This is a genomic window from Mycolicibacterium sp. TUM20985, assembly GCF_030295745.1.
Lineage (GTDB): Bacteria > Actinomycetota > Actinomycetes > Mycobacteriales > Mycobacteriaceae > Mycobacterium.
In genome coordinates this window covers 4,964,986-4,981,787 of record NZ_AP027291.1, presented here as the reverse complement: position 1 = coordinate 4,981,787, position 16,802 = coordinate 4,964,986, and the positions used below count along the sequence as shown (strand labels likewise).

The 16,802-nt window shown below is 67.5% G+C and carries 18 protein-coding genes; 7 read left to right on the top strand and 11 right to left on the bottom strand.

Annotation, left to right across the window (positions count from 1 at the left end; all coding sequences use genetic code 11):
• Positions 1 to 3 precede the first annotated feature (3 nt).
• Positions 4 to 1,221, bottom strand: a complete 1,218-nt coding sequence (locus tag QUE68_RS24375) for a cytochrome P450 family protein (protein ID WP_284228904.1) — start codon at positions 1,219 to 1,221, stop codon at positions 4 to 6.
• The gene (locus QUE68_RS24370) at positions 1,218 to 1,817 is read right to left on the bottom strand and encodes a TetR/AcrR family transcriptional regulator (RefSeq protein ID WP_284228902.1); all 600 of its coding nucleotides are present in this window, start codon (positions 1,815 to 1,817) and stop codon (positions 1,218 to 1,220) included. The genes QUE68_RS24375 and QUE68_RS24370 overlap by 4 nt, the downstream gene beginning before the upstream one ends.
• 100 nt (positions 1,818 to 1,917) lie before the next feature.
• On the opposite strand from QUE68_RS24370, the gene QUE68_RS24365 reads away from it, so the two are divergent.
• Both QUE68_RS24365 and QUE68_RS24360 read left to right on the top strand, forming a co-directional pair.
• Entirely contained in the window at positions 1,918 to 3,285 is a 1,368-nt protein-coding gene (locus QUE68_RS24365) for an alpha/beta hydrolase domain-containing protein (protein ID WP_284228900.1), read from the top strand.
• Between the two features lie 42 nt (positions 3,286 to 3,327).
• Positions 3,328 to 3,453: a hypothetical protein gene (locus QUE68_RS24360; protein WP_284228899.1), complete on the top strand. Its 126-nt coding sequence runs from the start codon at positions 3,328 to 3,330 to the stop codon at positions 3,451 to 3,453.
• A 3-nt stretch (positions 3,454 to 3,456) separates the two neighbouring features.
• Here the strand turns inward: QUE68_RS24360 and QUE68_RS24355 are convergent, their stop codons facing one another.
• Positions 3,457 to 4,251 (bottom strand): aminoglycoside phosphotransferase family protein, encoded by a 795-nt coding sequence (locus QUE68_RS24355; RefSeq protein ID WP_284228898.1) that lies wholly within the window; start codon positions 4,249 to 4,251, stop codon positions 3,457 to 3,459.
• Between the two features lie 204 nt (positions 4,252 to 4,455).
• Here QUE68_RS24355 and QUE68_RS24350 point away from each other — a divergent pair, with 204 nt between their 5' ends.
• A complete protein-coding gene (locus QUE68_RS24350) occupies positions 4,456 to 5,940 on the top strand; it encodes a serine/threonine-protein kinase (protein ID WP_284228896.1) in 1,485 nt (494 codons plus the stop codon).
• Between the two features lie 23 nt (positions 5,941 to 5,963).
• On the opposite strand, the gene QUE68_RS24345 is transcribed toward QUE68_RS24350, so the two are convergent.
• Together QUE68_RS24345 and QUE68_RS24340 are read right to left on the bottom strand one after the other, a co-directional pair.
• Positions 5,964 to 6,251, bottom strand: coding sequence for a hypothetical protein (locus tag QUE68_RS24345; protein WP_284228895.1), 288 nt, complete (start codon positions 6,249 to 6,251; stop codon positions 5,964 to 5,966).
• 481 nt (positions 6,252 to 6,732) lie between these two features.
• Positions 6,733 to 7,455, bottom strand: a complete 723-nt coding sequence (locus QUE68_RS24340) for a cutinase family protein (protein ID WP_284228894.1) — start codon at positions 7,453 to 7,455, stop codon at positions 6,733 to 6,735.
• Positions 7,456 to 7,652: 197 nt separating this feature from the next.
• Between QUE68_RS24340 and QUE68_RS24335 the strand changes: the two genes are divergently transcribed.
• Positions 7,653 to 8,216 (top strand): hypothetical protein, encoded by a 564-nt coding sequence (locus QUE68_RS24335; protein ID WP_284228893.1) that lies wholly within the window; start codon positions 7,653 to 7,655, stop codon positions 8,214 to 8,216.
• Between the two features lie 106 nt (positions 8,217 to 8,322).
• On the opposite strand, the gene QUE68_RS24330 is transcribed toward QUE68_RS24335, so the two are convergent.
• The 4 genes from QUE68_RS24330 to pnuC form a co-directional block, all read right to left on the bottom strand.
• A complete protein-coding gene (locus QUE68_RS24330; RefSeq protein WP_284228891.1) occupies positions 8,323 to 9,117 on the bottom strand; it encodes a bestrophin-like domain in 795 nt (264 codons plus the stop codon).
• Positions 9,118 to 9,252: 135 nt separating this feature from the next.
• A complete protein-coding gene (locus QUE68_RS24325; RefSeq protein WP_284228889.1) occupies positions 9,253 to 9,999 on the bottom strand; it encodes an NUDIX hydrolase in 747 nt (248 codons plus the stop codon).
• Entirely contained in the window at positions 9,996 to 11,090 is a 1,095-nt protein-coding gene (locus tag QUE68_RS24320; RefSeq protein WP_284228887.1) for an AAA family ATPase, read from the bottom strand. Before QUE68_RS24320 ends, QUE68_RS24325 begins: the two co-directional genes overlap by 4 nt.
• Complete coding sequence (pnuC, locus tag QUE68_RS24315; RefSeq protein ID WP_284228885.1) at positions 11,087 to 11,743, bottom strand: nicotinamide riboside transporter PnuC; 657 nt, start codon at positions 11,741 to 11,743, stop codon at positions 11,087 to 11,089. The genes QUE68_RS24320 and pnuC overlap by 4 nt, the downstream gene beginning before the upstream one ends.
• Positions 11,744 to 11,888: 145 nt before the next feature.
• On the opposite strand from pnuC, the gene QUE68_RS24310 reads away from it, so the two are divergent.
• A complete protein-coding gene (locus tag QUE68_RS24310) occupies positions 11,889 to 13,064 on the top strand; it encodes a hypothetical protein (protein ID WP_284235041.1) in 1,176 nt (391 codons plus the stop codon).
• Positions 13,065 to 13,079: 15 nt separating this feature from the next.
• On the opposite strand, the gene QUE68_RS24305 is transcribed toward QUE68_RS24310, so the two are convergent.
• Entirely contained in the window at positions 13,080 to 13,910 is an 831-nt protein-coding gene (locus QUE68_RS24305) for an MOSC domain-containing protein (protein WP_284235042.1), read from the bottom strand.
• A 56-nt stretch (positions 13,911 to 13,966) separates the two neighbouring features.
• On the opposite strand from QUE68_RS24305, the gene QUE68_RS24300 reads away from it, so the two are divergent.
• On the top strand, positions 13,967 to 14,398 hold the full coding sequence (locus tag QUE68_RS24300; protein WP_284235043.1) for a nitroreductase family deazaflavin-dependent oxidoreductase: 432 nt from the start codon (positions 13,967 to 13,969) through the stop codon (positions 14,396 to 14,398).
• Position 14,399: 1 nt separating this feature from the next.
• Here the strand turns inward: QUE68_RS24300 and QUE68_RS24295 are convergent, their stop codons facing one another.
• Positions 14,400 to 15,464: an aldo/keto reductase gene (locus QUE68_RS24295; protein ID WP_284235044.1), complete on the bottom strand. Its 1,065-nt coding sequence runs from the start codon at positions 15,462 to 15,464 to the stop codon at positions 14,400 to 14,402.
• Between the two features lie 86 nt (positions 15,465 to 15,550).
• Here QUE68_RS24295 and QUE68_RS24290 point away from each other — a divergent pair, with 86 nt between their 5' ends.
• Positions 15,551 to 16,801: a KasA/KasB family beta-ketoacyl-ACP synthase gene (locus QUE68_RS24290; protein WP_284235045.1), complete on the top strand. Its 1,251-nt coding sequence runs from the start codon at positions 15,551 to 15,553 to the stop codon at positions 16,799 to 16,801.
• Position 16,802: the final 1 nt, after the last annotated feature.

The window sequence follows — 16,802 nt, the reverse complement described above, 5'->3', positions numbered from 1 at the left end:
GGGTCAGAGCAGCACGGGAAGAGCACGAAGGCCGCGCAGCACGATGCCGCCGCGCCAGGTCAGCCGCTCCGGTGAGACACCGAGTCGCAGCGCCGGGGCGCGCCGCAACAGGGTTTCGATGGCGATCTGACCTTCGAGCCGGGCCAGCGGTGCGCCGAGGCAGTAGTGCACCCCGTGGCCGAATGACAGGTGCCGGTTGGGGGTTCGGCCGACGTCGAGGGTGTCGGGGTTGTCGAAGTGAGTCGGGTCGCGGTTGGCCGACGCCAGTACGGCGAGCACCAGGGAGCCGCGGGCGATGGTCGTTCCCGCGATCGAGATGTCCTCGCGCGCATAGCGTTCGGTGGCCGTCTCGGCGGGAACGGTGAAGCGGAGGAGCTCCTCGATAGCGGTCCCCGTCAGAGTCGGATCGTCGCGTAGGCGGTTGATCTGATCGGGATTGCGCAGTAGCGCAAGGGTTCCCGTGGCGATGAGGTTGCGGGTAGTTTCGTGGCCGGCGGTGAGCAGCAGCACGCACATCGCCAAGATTTCGTCGGGAGTGAGCCGGTCTTCTCCGTCACGAGCAGTGGCCATCGCGGAGATGAGGTCGTCGGTCGGTCGCGCGGCACGCTCGGCGATCAAGGCGCGGAGGTAGCGAAGGAACCTCAGGATCGAGGGCACGGCCAGCAGCGGGTTGCGCCGTTCGGGGGACGAGATCAAGGCAGTCGACCAGGCTGCGAACTTCGAGTTGTCCTTCTCCGGCACGCCGAGGATGCGTCCGATGAGTAGCAACGGGATCGGGAGGGCGTAGTCGGCGACGAGGTCCATCCGGCCACGGTGAAGGGCGGCGTCGAGCAGTCCATCGGCGATGACTTGGGCTTGCTCGCGCATCTGCTCGATGCGCCGGGCGGTGAACGCGTGGCGCACCAGGGCGCGCAGCCGCGCGTGATCATCACCATCGGTGCTCAGCAGACCGGTCTGCACCACGGCCAGCGGCCGGGGTAGGGTCCGCACTTTCTTCAACTGAGCCGGTGTCATCGCCGCTCGGGGGTTCTTCAGCAGCCGTTCGTCTTTCAGCACGCCGACCACGTCGTCGTAACGAGTGACCAGCCAGGCGCGGCCCATCCTCGGAATCGTCACCGGGAAGACGGGCGCTTCGTCGCGCAAGCGAGCGTAGAACCAAAACGGGTCGGCCTTGAACGAGGGTGCGGTGACGTCGACGGCCGCGAGGCTCTGGCTGGTCATCGATCTCCAAACGCGCCGTCGAACTCGCCGAACGCCGCGGCGACGTAGGTGGCCGCCGACGACTTCCCGTTCCGGGCGTGCCATTGGTCCAGCCCGACGCGCACGGCGGTGATGCACGATCCGGCCATGACCTCGGCTCGCAGTCGGCTGCGGTTGCCCAGGCGCTTGGTGATCGCGTCGTTCAGGCGGTCGAGGAACATCGCGAACCGACCCATCTGGTGGGCCCCGAGTTCTGGGTGTCGAGCGTGCAACTGCAGGTAGCGCAACAAGTTCGCAGCGTCGAGTTGCTCGGCGTGCCGTACGTCGGTGGTGAAGATCTCGGTCAACTCTGCCCAGACGTCACTGCCGGTCGCCACCGCAAACCCCTCCAGCTCCTCGTCGGAGACGAGGAACAATTCGAGTAGGGCAGCGTCCTCCTTGGTGTCGAAGTAGTTGAAGAACGTCCGGGTGGACACTCCGGCGCGTCGCGCAATCTCGTCGATGGTCACCGCGTCGATGCCGCGTTCGAGCGCCAACTCCAAGGTGGCGGTCCGAAGCGCCTGCCGGGTCGCGCGCTTGTTGCGCTCCCTGCCGTCCGCGGGTTGATTCTCGACCATTCAGCGATGATTGCATGAACTGCAACTTGCAGCAAGTGCAAGATGGAGTGCCGATCACTGCGTGCACGGCGACCCGTTGATGCTGTGCAAGAGTCAGGCCATGATCGTGAAACCCGTGACGGGTACGCCGAACCTTCTGCTCGGCGCCTACGGCCTCGCCACCCTCGGCTACGAGGCGAGGGAGTTCTTCGTCTCCGGCTCGGCCGCTCGGCACGCGAAACCCTTCGACACCGCCGAGTTCACCACCCGGATCGTTGTCCTGACGCCGACGGATGCCAATCGCTTCAGTGGCACGGTCGTCGTCGAATGGCTCAACGTGAGCGGTGGCATCGACGCGCCCGCCGTCTGGCTCATGGCGCACCGCGAGCTGGTGCGCGCCGGTCACGCGTTCGTCGCGGTCTCCGCGCAGCGGGTGGGCGTCGAGGGCGGCGCCAGCCTCGGCATGGACATGTCGCTGAAGACACTCGATCCCAGTCGCTACGGCCCGCTGCACCATCCCGGCGACGCGTACGCCTACGACGTCTTCTCCCAGATCGGGCGTTTGGTCCGCGAGCGCGCCGCCGACGTGCTCGGGGGACTGACGCCGGAAGCCGTCGTGGCGGTGGGCGAATCGCAGTCCGCACTGTTCCTCACCACCTACGTCAACGTCGTCGACCCGCTCGCGCAGGTGTACGACGGGTTCCTGGTCCACTCCCGCTTTGGGCCCGCGGCGCCGCTGGACGGCTCGTCGATCTTCGATGACTCCGGCGCCGCAGCACCCGAGGCGGTCCCGTTCGTTCAAGACTTGCGCGTCCCGGTCATGACGGTGATCACCGAGACAGATCTGGTCGGCGGGGTTCGGGCAGGCTATTACGCCGCGCGGCAACCAGATTCGCAGCGACTTCGCACCTGGGAGATACCCGGTACAGCGCACGCCGACAACTACACGATCAAGGTCGGCTTCATCGACTCCGGGTCGGCACCGCTGGCGGACCTGGTCGCGGCCTATGCGCCGACGTCGTCGCTGATGGGCCGCCAGCTGCCGCACTGCATCAACAACGCGCCGCAGCACCACTACGTCCTGCAGGCGGCGATCGCGCAGCTCGTCGACTGGGTGCGCAGCGAAACGGCGCCGCCGAGCGCCCCGCCGATCGACCTGACCGCCACCGACCCGCCGCAGCTCATCGGAGACGACCACGGGTTGGCAACGGGCGGAGTGCGCACGCCGTGGGTCGAGGTGCCCGTCGCCCGGACGTCGGGGCTATGCGCGGCCGACGACGTGTTGGCGCTGCTCTTCGGCTCCAGCGAACGGTTTGGGGCGGGGCCGCTCGCCGTGCTGTACCCCGGCGGTTCGGCCGACTACCTGACCAAGTTCACTGCCTCGCTCGACGCCACGATCGCGGCGGGGTTCCTCCGCGCCGACGACCGCCAAGAGATCCTCGACCTCGCCGCCGCGACCTACCCGGCGCCGAGTCGCGAAGACCCGTAAGGCCGTTCGTTTCAGGCCCGCACCGACGGGTAGCACATAGTGATGACGAACCCCCAACCCGACGACACCGACTCGACCGAAGCCGACCCCCTCGAAGTGCTTCCCCCCGCGAGCCCGGCCTACGCGACGCCGCCGCCGGGGGGCATCCCCGACGCCGACGACGACTGACCGTCACTCCTGCACGGCCTTGGCGAGCGTGACGTAGCGGGTCAACGTCCCCGCGTCGTGATCGTCGGCCAGGGCTCGAGCCGCGGCGCGGACCACCCGGACGAGTACCCAGGAGCGGGCGCGGTCCTCGTCGGACCCAGTGGCGTCGACCAGGGTGTAGAAGCGGCGTTGCACGCCACCGCGGACGTGGTCGGTGAGTTCGTCCCACCGGCCCCACAGCATCGGCGCCAACTCGAAGGCCGGGTGACCGTTGAGCGGGGTGGGGGAGATCGCCAACCACGGTGCCCGGTCGGCGGCGAGCACGTTCCCGTAGTGCAGATTGCCGTGCAGGACGTGGTCGGCGGGCTCGGTGGACAGGTCGCGGCACAGGGCGACGGCCTGCTCGATGAGGCGACGAGGAATGGGCGCACTGCGGGGGAGCGCGCGGAAGTCGTCGGCCCAGGCAGCGAGAAGTTCGTTGAGCGAACGCAATTGGGGCATCGCGGGTACGTGCAGCCGCCCGTAGAGCCCGGCGACCACCTCGCAGGCGGCGATGTCGTCGAGTGCGTCGAGGGTTTCGGGACGTAGCCGCTCCAGCAGCATGGCGCGACGGTGCGGGTCGGCGCGCAGCAAGCGGACCGCGCCCTCGCCGTTCCAGCGGCGCAGGACCAGGTGGCCGGGGACGTCCTCGACCGCGATCCTCAGCATGGCTGCCGCGCCCCCGGAACGCACCGGCAGCAGCGTCGCGCGGCCGGTGTGGAGCGGGGTGCCGTCGGGACGTAGTCCCCACTCCGCTACGAGGTCGTCGAGATCGCTCACCCGTCCAGCATGGCGCACACCCGACGCCCGAATGGCGTCGCTCCACCCCGTCGGGCCCGACCCTGTACCCTTGCCACGAAGCAATTCGCTTGTGCTACTTCGACTTCGGCATCGTCCCCTGGTCGCCCCCGCGAGAGCGGGTTGAGCTGGACATAAACGGGAACACCTGAGCAAGTCGGGTCACGGAACAGGGAAGGAGCGGTTATGGCGTCGCCGGGTGCTGGACCGCGTCCGAGCACGCGCTTCGGGCCCTATGAGCTCCATGAACTGCTCGGTATGGGCGGAATGGGCGAGGTCTATCGCGCCTACGACACCGCGCGGGAGCGGATGGTAGCGCTCAAGCTGCTGCGGGCGGACGTGGCCGCCGACCCGAGCTACCGCGACCGGTTCCGCCGCGAGTCGCGCATCGCGGCGCGACTGCACGAGCCCCACGTCATCCCCGTGCACGACTTCGGCGAGATCAACGGGGTCCTGTACATCGACATGCGCCTGGTCGAGGGCGGCAGCGTCAAGGACGAGCTGCGGGTCACGGGCGTGCTTCCGCCGGCGCGGGCGGTGTCGATCGTCGCGCAGGTCGCCGCCGCGCTGGACGCCGCGCACGCCCACGGGCTGGTGCACCGCGACGTCAAGCCGGAGAACGTGTTGCTTACGCCGGACGACTTCGCCTACCTGGTGGACTTCGGCATCGCCAACGGCGGCGGCGAGGCGACTGTGACGCGGACCGGGCTGATCATCGGCTCCTGCGCGTACATGGCCTCCGAGCGCCTCAGCGGCAAGCCGGGCGGACCGCCGTCGGACGTGTACTCGTTGACCTGCCTGCTGTTCGAGTGCCTGACGGGACGCGCGCCGTTCGAGGCGGCCGACATCCGTCAGGTGATGAGCGCGCACATGTTCGCGCCGCCCCCGCGGCCGAGCGAGGTGCGGCAGGGCGTCAGCCCCGCCTTCGACGCCGTCATCGCCAAGGGCATGGCGAAGGACCCCGCCGAGCGGTACGCGACGGCGGGTGAGCTGGCCAAGGCGGCCGCTGCCGCCGTGCACGGGGGGCCCGCCGCCGTCTCGCCGGCGCGCCCTGGACCGCCGCCCAGCACGCGCCAGTTCAGTGCTGAGCGTCCGCGGCCCTACGCGCCACAACCGCCGCCCCCGGCGCCGGTCCCGCGCTCGCGGTTCAGCCGCACGCAGAAGGCGCTGCTCGCCGGGACCGTCGCGATGTTCGCGCTCGCGGCGGGACTGGCTGCCGCGATCGTCTTCACCGGTGGCGGCACCGGGTCTCAGCCGCAGAGTCCGCTGGCCGCCCCGCCCGCGAGCACCACCGATACGTCGACCTCGACGACGAGCACCACGTCGACGAGCGCCGCGCCCGTCTCGGGAGTGTCGAACACCGACGCGCAGGGCTTCGTCGGCCACGCCGCGCGCTGCGACTCGGGAACGCTGGTGTCGGCGATGAGGACGGCGTCGTCGCTGGCGGTGATCTGCCAGGAGTCGTCGGGCAGCTACTACTACCACGGCGAACGTCTGCGAGACGGCGCCAACGTGCGCCTGTCCAACGCGGTGCCCTCAGATGGCGGCTTCGACGCCGTGAACCCGGCCGACGGCGCCAGGTACCAGGTGCGGCCCGGCCAGCTGACGATCATCAGCAACGGGCGCGTGGACTCCGCTGAGCCGGCGCTCGAATACGGGTCGGCGGAGTAACCCCCGAGCGGCGGCCGGACCTCTTAGAAGCTTGTCTCGCCCGCGTCGCAGGGCTGTTCCTGCTCCGAGGCAATCGGTCGCCGTCGGTAACGGTGATAGGCGTTGCCACTGGCGATTCCGAGCGCGTCGCCGATCTGGGTCCATCCGAGGCCCGCGTCCCGAGCGCTGTCGACCGCCGCTCTGAGCTGCTGCTGGGTGATGGGGGTGTCGGCGTGCCGGACCTGCTGAACGGCCTCTGCGAGTCGTCGCAAGGCGGCGTCGTGGTCAGCCGTCCACGTGAAGCGCGAACTGTTCTTACGGGATGTGCTCATCGTTGCTCCTGCGTTCCCTCGCGAATGTCGGCCGAGGGTGTTTGCGGGCCACCGCAGTGGCGGTGCTCGAGGTCGTGCGCGCAACTCAGCGGCACGGGCGGCGTGCGGCAATCGCGATCGACTACCCGGCCAGCCGGGTGAATCGCATTGTCGTGCAGCGGCTTTAGCTAGAGATCAGGCGTGTGCGAGCATCGAGCGACTGGGGAGGATCCTGCACGTAGGGCACGAAGAGTCGCCGCCCCCGTCCTGACGCGCGACGGGCGGGTCCACGGAGGGACGTGCCGGTGGCGGGGGCGTTGGGGCGGGTCGCGGTCATGGCCTTCCTTGGTTCACGCCTGCGGAGTCGCAGGAGCTACAACACAAGAATGGCTGAACGGACCCTGGCGCGTCTTGACGTTATGCGACACGCTTTTATCATTTCCCGACAGAGGGCTGACGGGGTCGCAGTTCGGGGGCTGCGCCGGTGTGAGCGAGCCGTCGACTAGCCGCGATCGGGAGCCGGCGCGATGCGGTCCGCAGCGTAGCCAGCCGCTTCGCTGGTCAGGCCGTTGAAGCCGTACGAGATGTGCGCGAAGCCGGGCTGCCCACCTGGTGTGCCGTCGCAGATGTTGTCGCCCTGCGCGCACAGCTTGAGGGTCTTGGCGGTGTAGTTCGGCCCGATGGTCAACGCGGGCGCGTCGTATTGCTGCAGGAACTCGGGCGACGGCGTACCGAACAGCGTCACGGCGGCGACGTGGTCGGCGACGCTGGCGGGCAGGGGGTCGGGCACCACGGACGTTGGCACGCCGGCGGGCGCCTGGTCCGCCGTGACGTATCCCGCGACTATTGCGCCCTGTGAGTAACCGCCGAGCACGATCTTGGTGGTGGGGCAGTTCGCTGCCGTGGCCTGCACGTGCGCCCCGGCGTCCCTAACGCCTTCGATGACCGTGCTGGCGAACGCTTCACGGTTGGCAAAGTCGTCGCTGGCCGGGTAGTTGACCGGGTACACGTCCAGCGACCTCGGGCCGAGCTGCGTGCGCAGCGCGTCGACGTAGGACTGGCCGATGCCACCGACGCCGGGTGCCTCGCCGGTGCCGCGGGCGAACACGAGCTCGACGTCGGCGCAGGGTGCCGCGTACGCGGCGGGGGCCGAGGTGGAGCAAAGTACCGCGCCGGCGGACACGACGGCCGCACCGAGAAGTCTGGGCAGATGTCCAATGGTCATGTCGTTCCTCACGTCGATGTTCCCTCCCAACTACCCCGTCGTTTGCCAGCTAAACGAGGGAGAGCGCGCTTCACGGTTTCGGCGGTAGGCGATTTGGCATGTCACGTTTCGAATGCGCCGAGTTGAGCACCCCTTGAGATGAGGACCGCGTCCAGCCCCGCGGCGCGTCCGACGCACCAACTTTCGAAGGACTTGTCATGTCTGAACGCAACACCATCGTCCGCTCACTCCACGATCTCGGAGCCGCCGCCTGGTTCGGAGGATCGTTGATGGGTGCGCTCGGTGTCAATGGCGCTGCAGCTGCGGTGCGCGAACCCGGTGACCGAGCTCGCGTCGCCTCGGTGGGCTGGGCAAAGTGGGCCCCGGCCAACGCCGCCGCCATCGGCGCGCATCTCGTCGGCGGTGCCGCGATCCTGTACGCCAACCGTGGCCGCGCCAAGAATCAATCCGGAGTCACCGCGAATACCGCGGCCAAGCTCGTGGTGACCGGCCTCGCGCTGGGCGCGACGGCCGTCAGCGGCGCCCTGGGCGCCAAAGTCGCTCAGGGCGACGGTCATTCCGTCGAAGGCGCGACGGAGCCGTCATCGTCGACACCCGATGACGTCGCCGCAGCGCAGAGGAACCTGAAGTACCTGCAGTGGGCGCTCCCGGTGCTGACCGGCACGATCATCGTCCTCGGTTCACAGCAGGGCGAGCAGCAGCGTCCCGACCAGATGGTGTTGGGGCTCGGCAACAAGCTGGCGCAGCGGCTGCTCGACTAGACCGCTCGATGGTCGCGTCGAGTGTGTGCCCCAGGTACGGAGGGTGGCGACGAGTCATCCAGGGGGCACACACTCGACGTGTGCAGGCGGCGAACGCACGGTGCCTCTACGGCGGTGACGGCATGTCGTCTTTCCAGAGTTGCAGCACGTTCACGTAGGGGTCGGGTTTGACCGACAGAGCCCCCACGAACGGATGCTCGAGCGCGAAGATCAGATACAGGACGAAGCCCATCAAGCCCGCCGTGAGGCCGACGGCGAGCGCATGAAGAACGACGTCACGGGTCCCGAACAGGAACGTGAACGTCATGACGACGGCTCCACCGCCGAGGAGCAGCACCCACAACTCACCGGGGACCGCGGACTCACCGGTCGATACCCGCAACTTGCGGTTGGCGCTCAGATCGTTGAGCTTGACGATGTCGTGGTCGAAGAACGCGATCTCGTTGCGGGTGTCCGGCTCGACCTTCAGGAAGGCGGTCCAGATCGCCGTCATGTGATCAGATTCCTCCTCGATGGTCTCGCCCCGGCGCATGCGCGGTAGCTCGTCGTTGATCACGTCGTCGGCATAGGCGAGGAGGTTGCGCTGCACGTCCATCCGGTACGCGGCGGGTATCGCCTCGGAGTCCCGGAGCAGGTCCGTGATCGCGCTGGCTTCTGCGACGGTGGCGTTCTCGGCGTCGCCGAACTGCTCCCACACCACGACCACGACGAAGGCGACGAGCACCGCGTAGAGCACACCGGCAAGCTGAAACATTTGTCCCGACGCGGCATTCGCTTCCTCGAGCCGAGTGTGTGACACGGCCTTGCGGAACAGCAGCAGCCCGGCCACAGACAGTCCGACGACGAGGGCCACCGCGGCGAACCCGAGAAGCGAAGCAGGCAGCTGCAGAAGCCAGATCACGGAACCCCCTGGTCGCGCGGACGTCCGAGTGCCCGCGCGACCAGTATGGCGTTGCTGCGGGCGCAGTCCCGATCGACGCTCCGACTACTGGTCAGAGCAGTCCCAGCAGTTCGTGACGTCGCATCGATCGTGTTCCTACTCGCGCCGCATCAGCGGAGGAAAGATGGCCTGCGCATCACCTCTGGTGAAGAGTTCAGCGGGACGTCCGCCTGTGCGCGTCGAGTCGGCGATCTCTGGGCTGGGGCGTACGAAGTCTTCCGTCGCAAGTACCTTCCGACGGAAGTTTGCGGTGTCGGGTGCATAACCCCAGACCACTTCGTATACGTGCCGCAGGTCGGCCAGGCTGAACGGTTCGGACACGAATCGCGTTGCCAAGGTGGTGTATTCGAGTTTCGCGCGCACCCGGCCGAGCGCATCGTCGAGAATGATGCGGTGGTCGAAGGCCAGCGCGAGGTCGGTGGCGTCGCTGACCGGCCACCACGCCGCCTCGCGTGCATCCGTGCCTGCCTCGGCGTCCGGCAGGTCGGGGGCTAGCGCGAAGTATGCGATCGACACCACTTGCAGACCGGCGGTGATCCGCGGGTCGCGGCCGGGATCGCTATAGCTGCCGAGTTGCTCGAGGTGGACCCCGGCGGACTCGGTGTCCAAACCGGCTTCCTCGTGGAGTTCTCGCCGCGCCGCATCGTCGGCGGACTCGCGCCCATGTTGCAGATGCCCGCCAGGCAGTGCCCACCATCCCCGATAGGGATGTTCACCGCGCCGCACCAGCAGCACACACAATTGATTTCCTCGAAGCGTGAAGACAGCGAGGTCTACCGTGACGGCGAACGGCGGGAACTCGCTCGGATCGTATTGCCGCAACCAGGTCGCTTCTCCGGTCACGGTGCCGCCTCGAATCCGGGGCCGTGCAGTGGTTCGCCGAATCGCGCGCGATGGGCCAACAGTGGGTCAATGGTGCGGACGGCGAGATCCATTCTCTCCTCCAGTGTGCCGGTCAGCAGCACCCACGAATGTTGCTCAGCGGTAAGGGCTTCGGTGAACCAGCCGGTCATGGCCGCACGAATCGTTAGGTCACCCTCCCTCATGCCGTCGTCGCGCCATGGCACGTCGGCGTGGTCGGTGAGCAGGTAGACCGCTCGCGCCGGGACGGACGTCCATGGTTCGGGTGTCGCACTCTTCGTGCCCAGGTAGCGACGCTTCCATACGGACGTTGCGAACGCGTCGGTATCGCAGATCAGGACCGGGGAGCCCACTCGTGCCGCAGCCTCCTCGCGTTGAGTCTGCTCCGGGCCGATCACGTCGAAATCGTGTTCTTCCCAATCTAATTCGGTGAGATCGAGGTCGGGTTTGGTTGCTGCCTTGAGGCAGGTGTATTCGCGGCCGTATTCGGCGACGCACCGGGTGGCGGCCCACACCCCGCCGCGCGCGGCATAGTGCTCGGCAAGGCGCTCGGCCAAAGTCGTCGTGCCCGTCGATTCGGCGCCGACTACGACGACGCGACTGGTCAAGCCCGCGCGAGTCGGCGCCGCCAACTCGCTCCACTGGCCCGCGAGATCGCGACGCACCGCGGTACTGCTCCCGGTCCGATCCATTTTGACCCCGGTGGCGCCGAACCACTTCGCGAGTTTGGCGTAGTAGCCGTCGCCACTGAACACCGCGTCGACAACCGCCGGTGCCCCAGCGGCGCCCAGTCCGGCGCGCATCGCGGCGACCTGAGCCGCCCAGACCCTTTCGTCGCTGATGTCCAGGGGGGCGTCGCAGCGGATGCCGGCGACGTGAACATTGGGTTCGTCTCGATGCTCGTCGCGCAGCCAGGCCACCCGATCGGCCAGCGGTATCGTCTCGACGGCTGAGGCCATCACGAGCACGGTGAATTTCGCACATCGCGCGGCGGCGGCCCGAATTGCCGCATGATGTCCGTGTCGCGGCGGATAGAACTTGCCGATCATCAGGCCGTGTTCGAACTCATTCACGTTGTGGGACTCGCGATCAGGACAGGTGCGTCGATCGCACGTGCACGCGACCACGCTCGCAACCCGGCGAAGCACAACACGAGGAACAACGCATAGACGATCGCCGTCAGGGTGAGTCCCCTGCTGAGATACAGCGGGATGTATATGCAGTCAGCGGCGATCCAAAAGAACCACGTCTCGATTCGCTTGCCATTGAGTAGCCACTGCGCCGTCAGCGACAGGCAGGTCGTGACCGCGTCCAAGAAAGGCGCCGAATCGTGCGCAAGGGTCAGTATGAAATGGAGAGCCGCGGTACCGACCACGACGAAGACGAGGCATGCCGCCAACTCGCCCCGGCCAGCCCGTCGAACCACCAGGGCACTTCTCGCAGCGCTGCCGTACCGCCATTGCCACCACCCGGCGACACCAAGGCCGATGTAGAGCAGTTGCAAGCACGAGTCCGCCCACAATTGAGCCGACGCGAAGAGGACGAGAAAGAATGCGCTGTTGGCAATGCCGACAGGAAAGTTGGCGATGCTCCTGCGCACGGTCAGGGCGACGCACAGCGCTCCAGTGAGGAACCCGAGTAGCTCGGCCCAGCTCACGTGGTCTGCACCGATGGAGAACAGGACCACGTTGAGTGGGTCCACCAGTCGCGCCAGCCAATCGATCATCGGGGCCTCCTAGATCGTTATAGTCACTCTGACTATAACTGACACACGGGCGCTTTTGCGTCGAACGGGATTCGTTCTCGGCGGTTCGGCCCAGCCGACGGCGACTGACGTAGTCGTGTCGGTGCCCGTCCGTAGCGTCCGGCGCATGAACGACACACGCAAACTCCGCGCCGCCAAGCAGATGCGGAGAGACATCCGTCGCGCACGGAAGCGTCGACCCAGCAAGGGCGACGACGACGTTCTAGTCACGACGGTCCGCAAGGCGTTGGCCAAGCATCCTGCGTCCCTGCTCGGCATTGCCAGCTGCTTCATCGGCTGGGCCACCCCCGATCCGTATGCATGGGTGAAGGGTGGGCCGCTCAAGGAGTCGAATTCGTTGAAGGAGTTCGTGGATGGTCTCGCGAGTCGGAGGCTTCGCGAGACGACTGCCCTGCTCGCGGTGCTCGCCGAATTGCTCGTCGAGGACGACTGCCTGCTCGAGCGGTGCCGCAGCGAAGTCTCGACACGAAGCGACCATCTGCCGAAGTGGTTGGTCGGCCTCCGTCGCGTCGAGGTTCTCCGGGTGCTGCGAAGGACCGAGGTGCTAGGCGATGGCGACGAACTCCTGATTGGTCTGCGCTTCGCCGATGCGACCGAGCTGACGTTCGTTGCCTTCGTCGATCACAATGAGCTCTCGGGCATCACCGAGATAGGCGTGTTGAGTGACTCACTGGACAGAGTGCTCGTCCGCGCGCACCGAAATGGCGACCACGAGACGAGATTCGAGGAGATGGAGCCCGCCGGCGCCCGGACGTGGCTCGAGTACGGGTTGCGGACCGGGGGATTCTTGCCGCGGTCGAATGAGTGGCGCCTGGCCCGGCCTTTGCTGCGCTGGGTGACCACCCTGCTTCCGGACGGCGGCCGCGCGTACCTGGGACCGTCGACGGATGACCGCGCCGCTTCGGAACTACTCGATCTCTTCTTCGCCTCCCCGGCGGGCGCACCCTTTGGTGACGTCGACTATCGCGACCTCCTGCGGCAACTGTGCGAGACGGGCTGCTGCGACCCAGGGCGATGGAGCGTTCATCGGCTCTGGTGGATCCTCGACAAACCCTTCCCTGACCACGATGTCCCGCTTGAGATTGCGTTGGATGCTCCAGCGCTCCTGCGGGCCTATATCCCGTTTGCGCACGCGCACAATGGAATTCGGCAGGAGCTGACTGACGACGCGATCGCCTCGATCGACGAGATGAGCCTCGGTTACAAGCGACAGCTGGTCGCTCGTGCAATCAACGAGGTAGACGACGTCGAGCCCAGGCGATTATCGGCCGACGGGCACTGACCGCCCACGAAACCACTACTCCCCAAGCGAAACCCGATCCCCCACCCGAATCGTCGCCGCCGCAACGACTTCGAAGTACGCCCCGGCACACGGCAGCACACCCATGTCCAATGCCGAAACGCGGTTTTCGGATGCGGGCGTGCGTATCGCCTGCGGTGCGCGGCCCAGCCGACCGTGCTCGAGCGTGGGGATGACACACCGCGGGGTCGGACCGAGAGACCGCAGCCGTGCCTGTCCCACCGCGAGGGTGCGGCCCGTCCACTCGTTCTCCGCATACGGCGGAAAGCCAGGCGGGGTGACGATCACCAGATTGGGTCGGTAGCGCTCGGCGTCGATGTCGATGCGTTCTAGGGTGGCGGTGGTGATCGCGTGTACCGGCGCGTAGTCGGTGAACGATGCGCCCGGAGTCGCCTCGGCCAACTCCAGCAGGGGCGCCTCGACCTCGGCATCCAGGCCGAACTCGAGCACCTGCTCGGGATCCGCCCGCTCCACGGATGCCCCCGGCGGCCGGCTGTGGGCCAGATGTACCTGTCGGGCAAGCAGTTTCGAAAGTCGGGCATCCACCTCGTCCGCCTCGGCGGCCATCGTCACTCCGTCGGGCATCTGGATGCTCACTCGACCGGCGTCCATGGTGGCGCTGCACGTCAGCAGGGCCCGCCATAGTCGTGCCTGCTTGGCGCTGGCCACCCGGCCGGTCGCCTCGTCGATCAGGGCCAGGCGCCGGTCGCCCTCGACGCCCCGTTCGTCGATGAAGAGTGCGTCGACGGCCTCGCCGAGCATCGACTTCACCGGATAGCGGTACAGCGTTCCCACGTGCATCTGCACGTCCGCGTCGGTAGTGCTCATGTCAGCACCCTAGTGATCGGCCCTCCCGCCGTCCCACCCGTGCCACCATGGAAACCATGGCCGACGACGAGATGCAATCCGAGCGCGAGTTCAACAGGCACAACATTGCGGAGTTCCGCAGCAACGACGGGAAGGTGGGTGGGCAATTCGAGGGCTTCCCACTGCTGATCATGACCTCGACGGGCGCCAAGAGCGGGGAACCGCGCGAGAACCTGATCGGATACTTCGACATCGACGGCAAGGTCTACGTCGTCGGCTCAGCAGCCGGCCGCCCCGCCAGCCCCGCCTGGGTGTTCAACCTGCGTGCCGACCCCACCGTCACCGTCGAGATCGGACCCGAACCGCCTCAGCAGATGCTCGCCCGCGAATTGCCGAAAGCCGAGCGGCACAACATCTATGAGCGCATCGTCGAACGCGCGCCCGGCTTCGGCGAATACGAGAAGCGCACCGACCGCGTCATCCCGGTCTTCGAGCTCGCCGCCAACTGAACTACGCCGTCCGGCGCCGCCGCAGGAACGGGTCGGTCAGTGCCGGCGGCTGATAGCCCGCATCCGCACTCGAGATCGTCAACCCCGGCGGAACGATCTCGTCGATCGCGTCCAGCACGTCGACCGGCAGCGTGACGTCGGCGGCCCCGAGCTGTGACTGCAGGTGCTCCATGGTGCGTGGCCCGATGATAGGCGCGGTGACCGCGGGATGCTGCATGACGAACGCCAGCGCCAGGTGGACCAGCGTCAGTCCGGACTCGTCGGCCAACCGGCCCAGTGCGTCCGCCGCGTCGAGCTTGCGCTGGTTGTCCGGGGTGTCCAGGTCGAAACGCGCGGGCATTCGGCTGCGGCGCTTGGACTCTGGCAGGTCCCGGCCCTTGCGGTACCCGCCGGTGAGCCAGCCGCCGGCCAGTGGGCTCCACGGCAGCACGCCCATCCCGTACTCCTGCGCCACGGGCAGCACATCGGCCTCGATACCTCGCGCGAGCAGTGAGTAGGGCGGCTGCTCGGTGACGAAGCGGCCCAAACCTCTTCGCTCGCTGACCCATTGGGCCTGCACCATCTGGTGTGCGGGGAAGGTCGACGAGCCGAAGGCGCGGATCTTGCCTTGGCTCTGCAGGTCGGTCAGCGCCGCCAGCGTCTCCTCGACGTCGGTGTCGGCGTCGGGCCGGTGCACCTGGTAGAGATCGATCCAGTCGGTGTCCAGCCGGCGCAGGCTGTCCTCGACCGCGCGGATGATCCAGCGTCGCGAGTTGCCCCGCTGATTGGGGTCACCCGCCGTGCCCATCGGCGCGTTGACCGGAACGCCCATCTGCACGTGGAACTTGGTAGCCAGCACCACGTCGTCCCGTTTGCCCTTGGCCAAGGCCTTGCCGACGATGACCTCCGACTCTCCTTGGGAGTACACGTCGGCGGTGTCGATGAAGTTGATACCGGCGTCCAGCGCCGCGTGGATGACGTCGATGGAGGTGTCGTGGTCGGGTTCACCCCAGGCACCGAACATCATGGCGCCCAGACATAGCGGGCTGACTTGGATTCCGGTTCGGCCGAGGCTGCGATGGTCCATTCTTCGATGCTAGGCCTGCTCGTCGTGCCGTCGCCGCCGACGTAAAATCGGGCAGCCAGGTCGGGCCGACCGCCGAAGCGAGGGGTATGTCCACGGAGCGAACGGAAGCAGACCACCCGAACGTCGTGGTCACCGCGATCACGTCGACCACGTCGATCTCCACCGACGCCGAGGAGACCTGGCGCCGGCTGCTCGACGGCCAAAGCGGCATCCGCCCCCTCGACAAGCCCTTCGTCGCCGAGTTCGACCTTCCGGTCCGCATCGGTGGGCCGCTGCACGAGGACTTCGACCACCATTTCAACCGCATCGAACTGCGGCGACTGTCGTATCTGCAAAAGATGGCGCTCATCCTGAGCCGCCGGTTGTGGGACCAGTCCGGACTCGACGACGTCGACACTTCCCGATTAATGATTTCCATCGGGCTGGCGCTCGGCACCTCCGAGGAGACCGTCGTCCAGTACGAGACCTTCAAGGAGAAGGGCATGCGTGCCGTGTCGCCGCTGGCCATCCAGATGTACATGCCCAACTCGCCGGCCGCCGCCGTCGGTCTGGAGCGCAAGGCGAAGGCGGGCGTCGTCACCCCGCTCATGGCAGACGCCTCCGGTGCGGGTGCCATCGCCGAGGCATGGCGCGCCATCGTCTTCGGGGACGCCGACTTCGCCATCTGCGGCGGCATCGATACCTGGATCGCCGCGGTGCCCATCGCGTCGTTCAACCAAATGGGACTGCTCTCGAGGAACAACGACCACCCCGCCGCGGCCTGCCGCCCCTTCGACGTCGATCGCAACGGCACGGTATTCAGCGAGGGCGGCGCGATGATGCTCCTCGAGACCGAGGAGCACGCCGTGGCTCGCGGAGCGACGATCCTCGGCCGGCTGTTGGGTGCCGCCATCACCTCGGACGGCTACGACCCCATCGCACCGGACCCGAGCGGCGACTCCGCTGCGCGTGCGATCGCCCGAGCGATCGATCTCGCAGGCATTGCGCCCGACGACGTCGACCTCGTCAGCGCGCATGCCACCGGAACCGGACCCGGCGACCTGGCCGAGGCCAAGGCGTTGCACCAGGTCCTCGACGGTCACAGGCCCGTGGTCTACGCGCCGTTGGGGGCACTCGGACACTCCTGGGGTGCGACGGGAGCCATCGACGCGGTCCTGACCGTGCAGGCGCTCCGCGACCAGGTGGTGCCGCCGACGTTGAACCTCGAGACGTGTGACCCCGCCATCGACCTCGACGTGGTGACCGACCGGCCCCGCCGCGGCGAGTACCGCTACGCGCTCACCGACTGCTTTGGATTCGGTGGGTACAACGTCGCGCTAGTGTTCGGCGCCGTGTAGC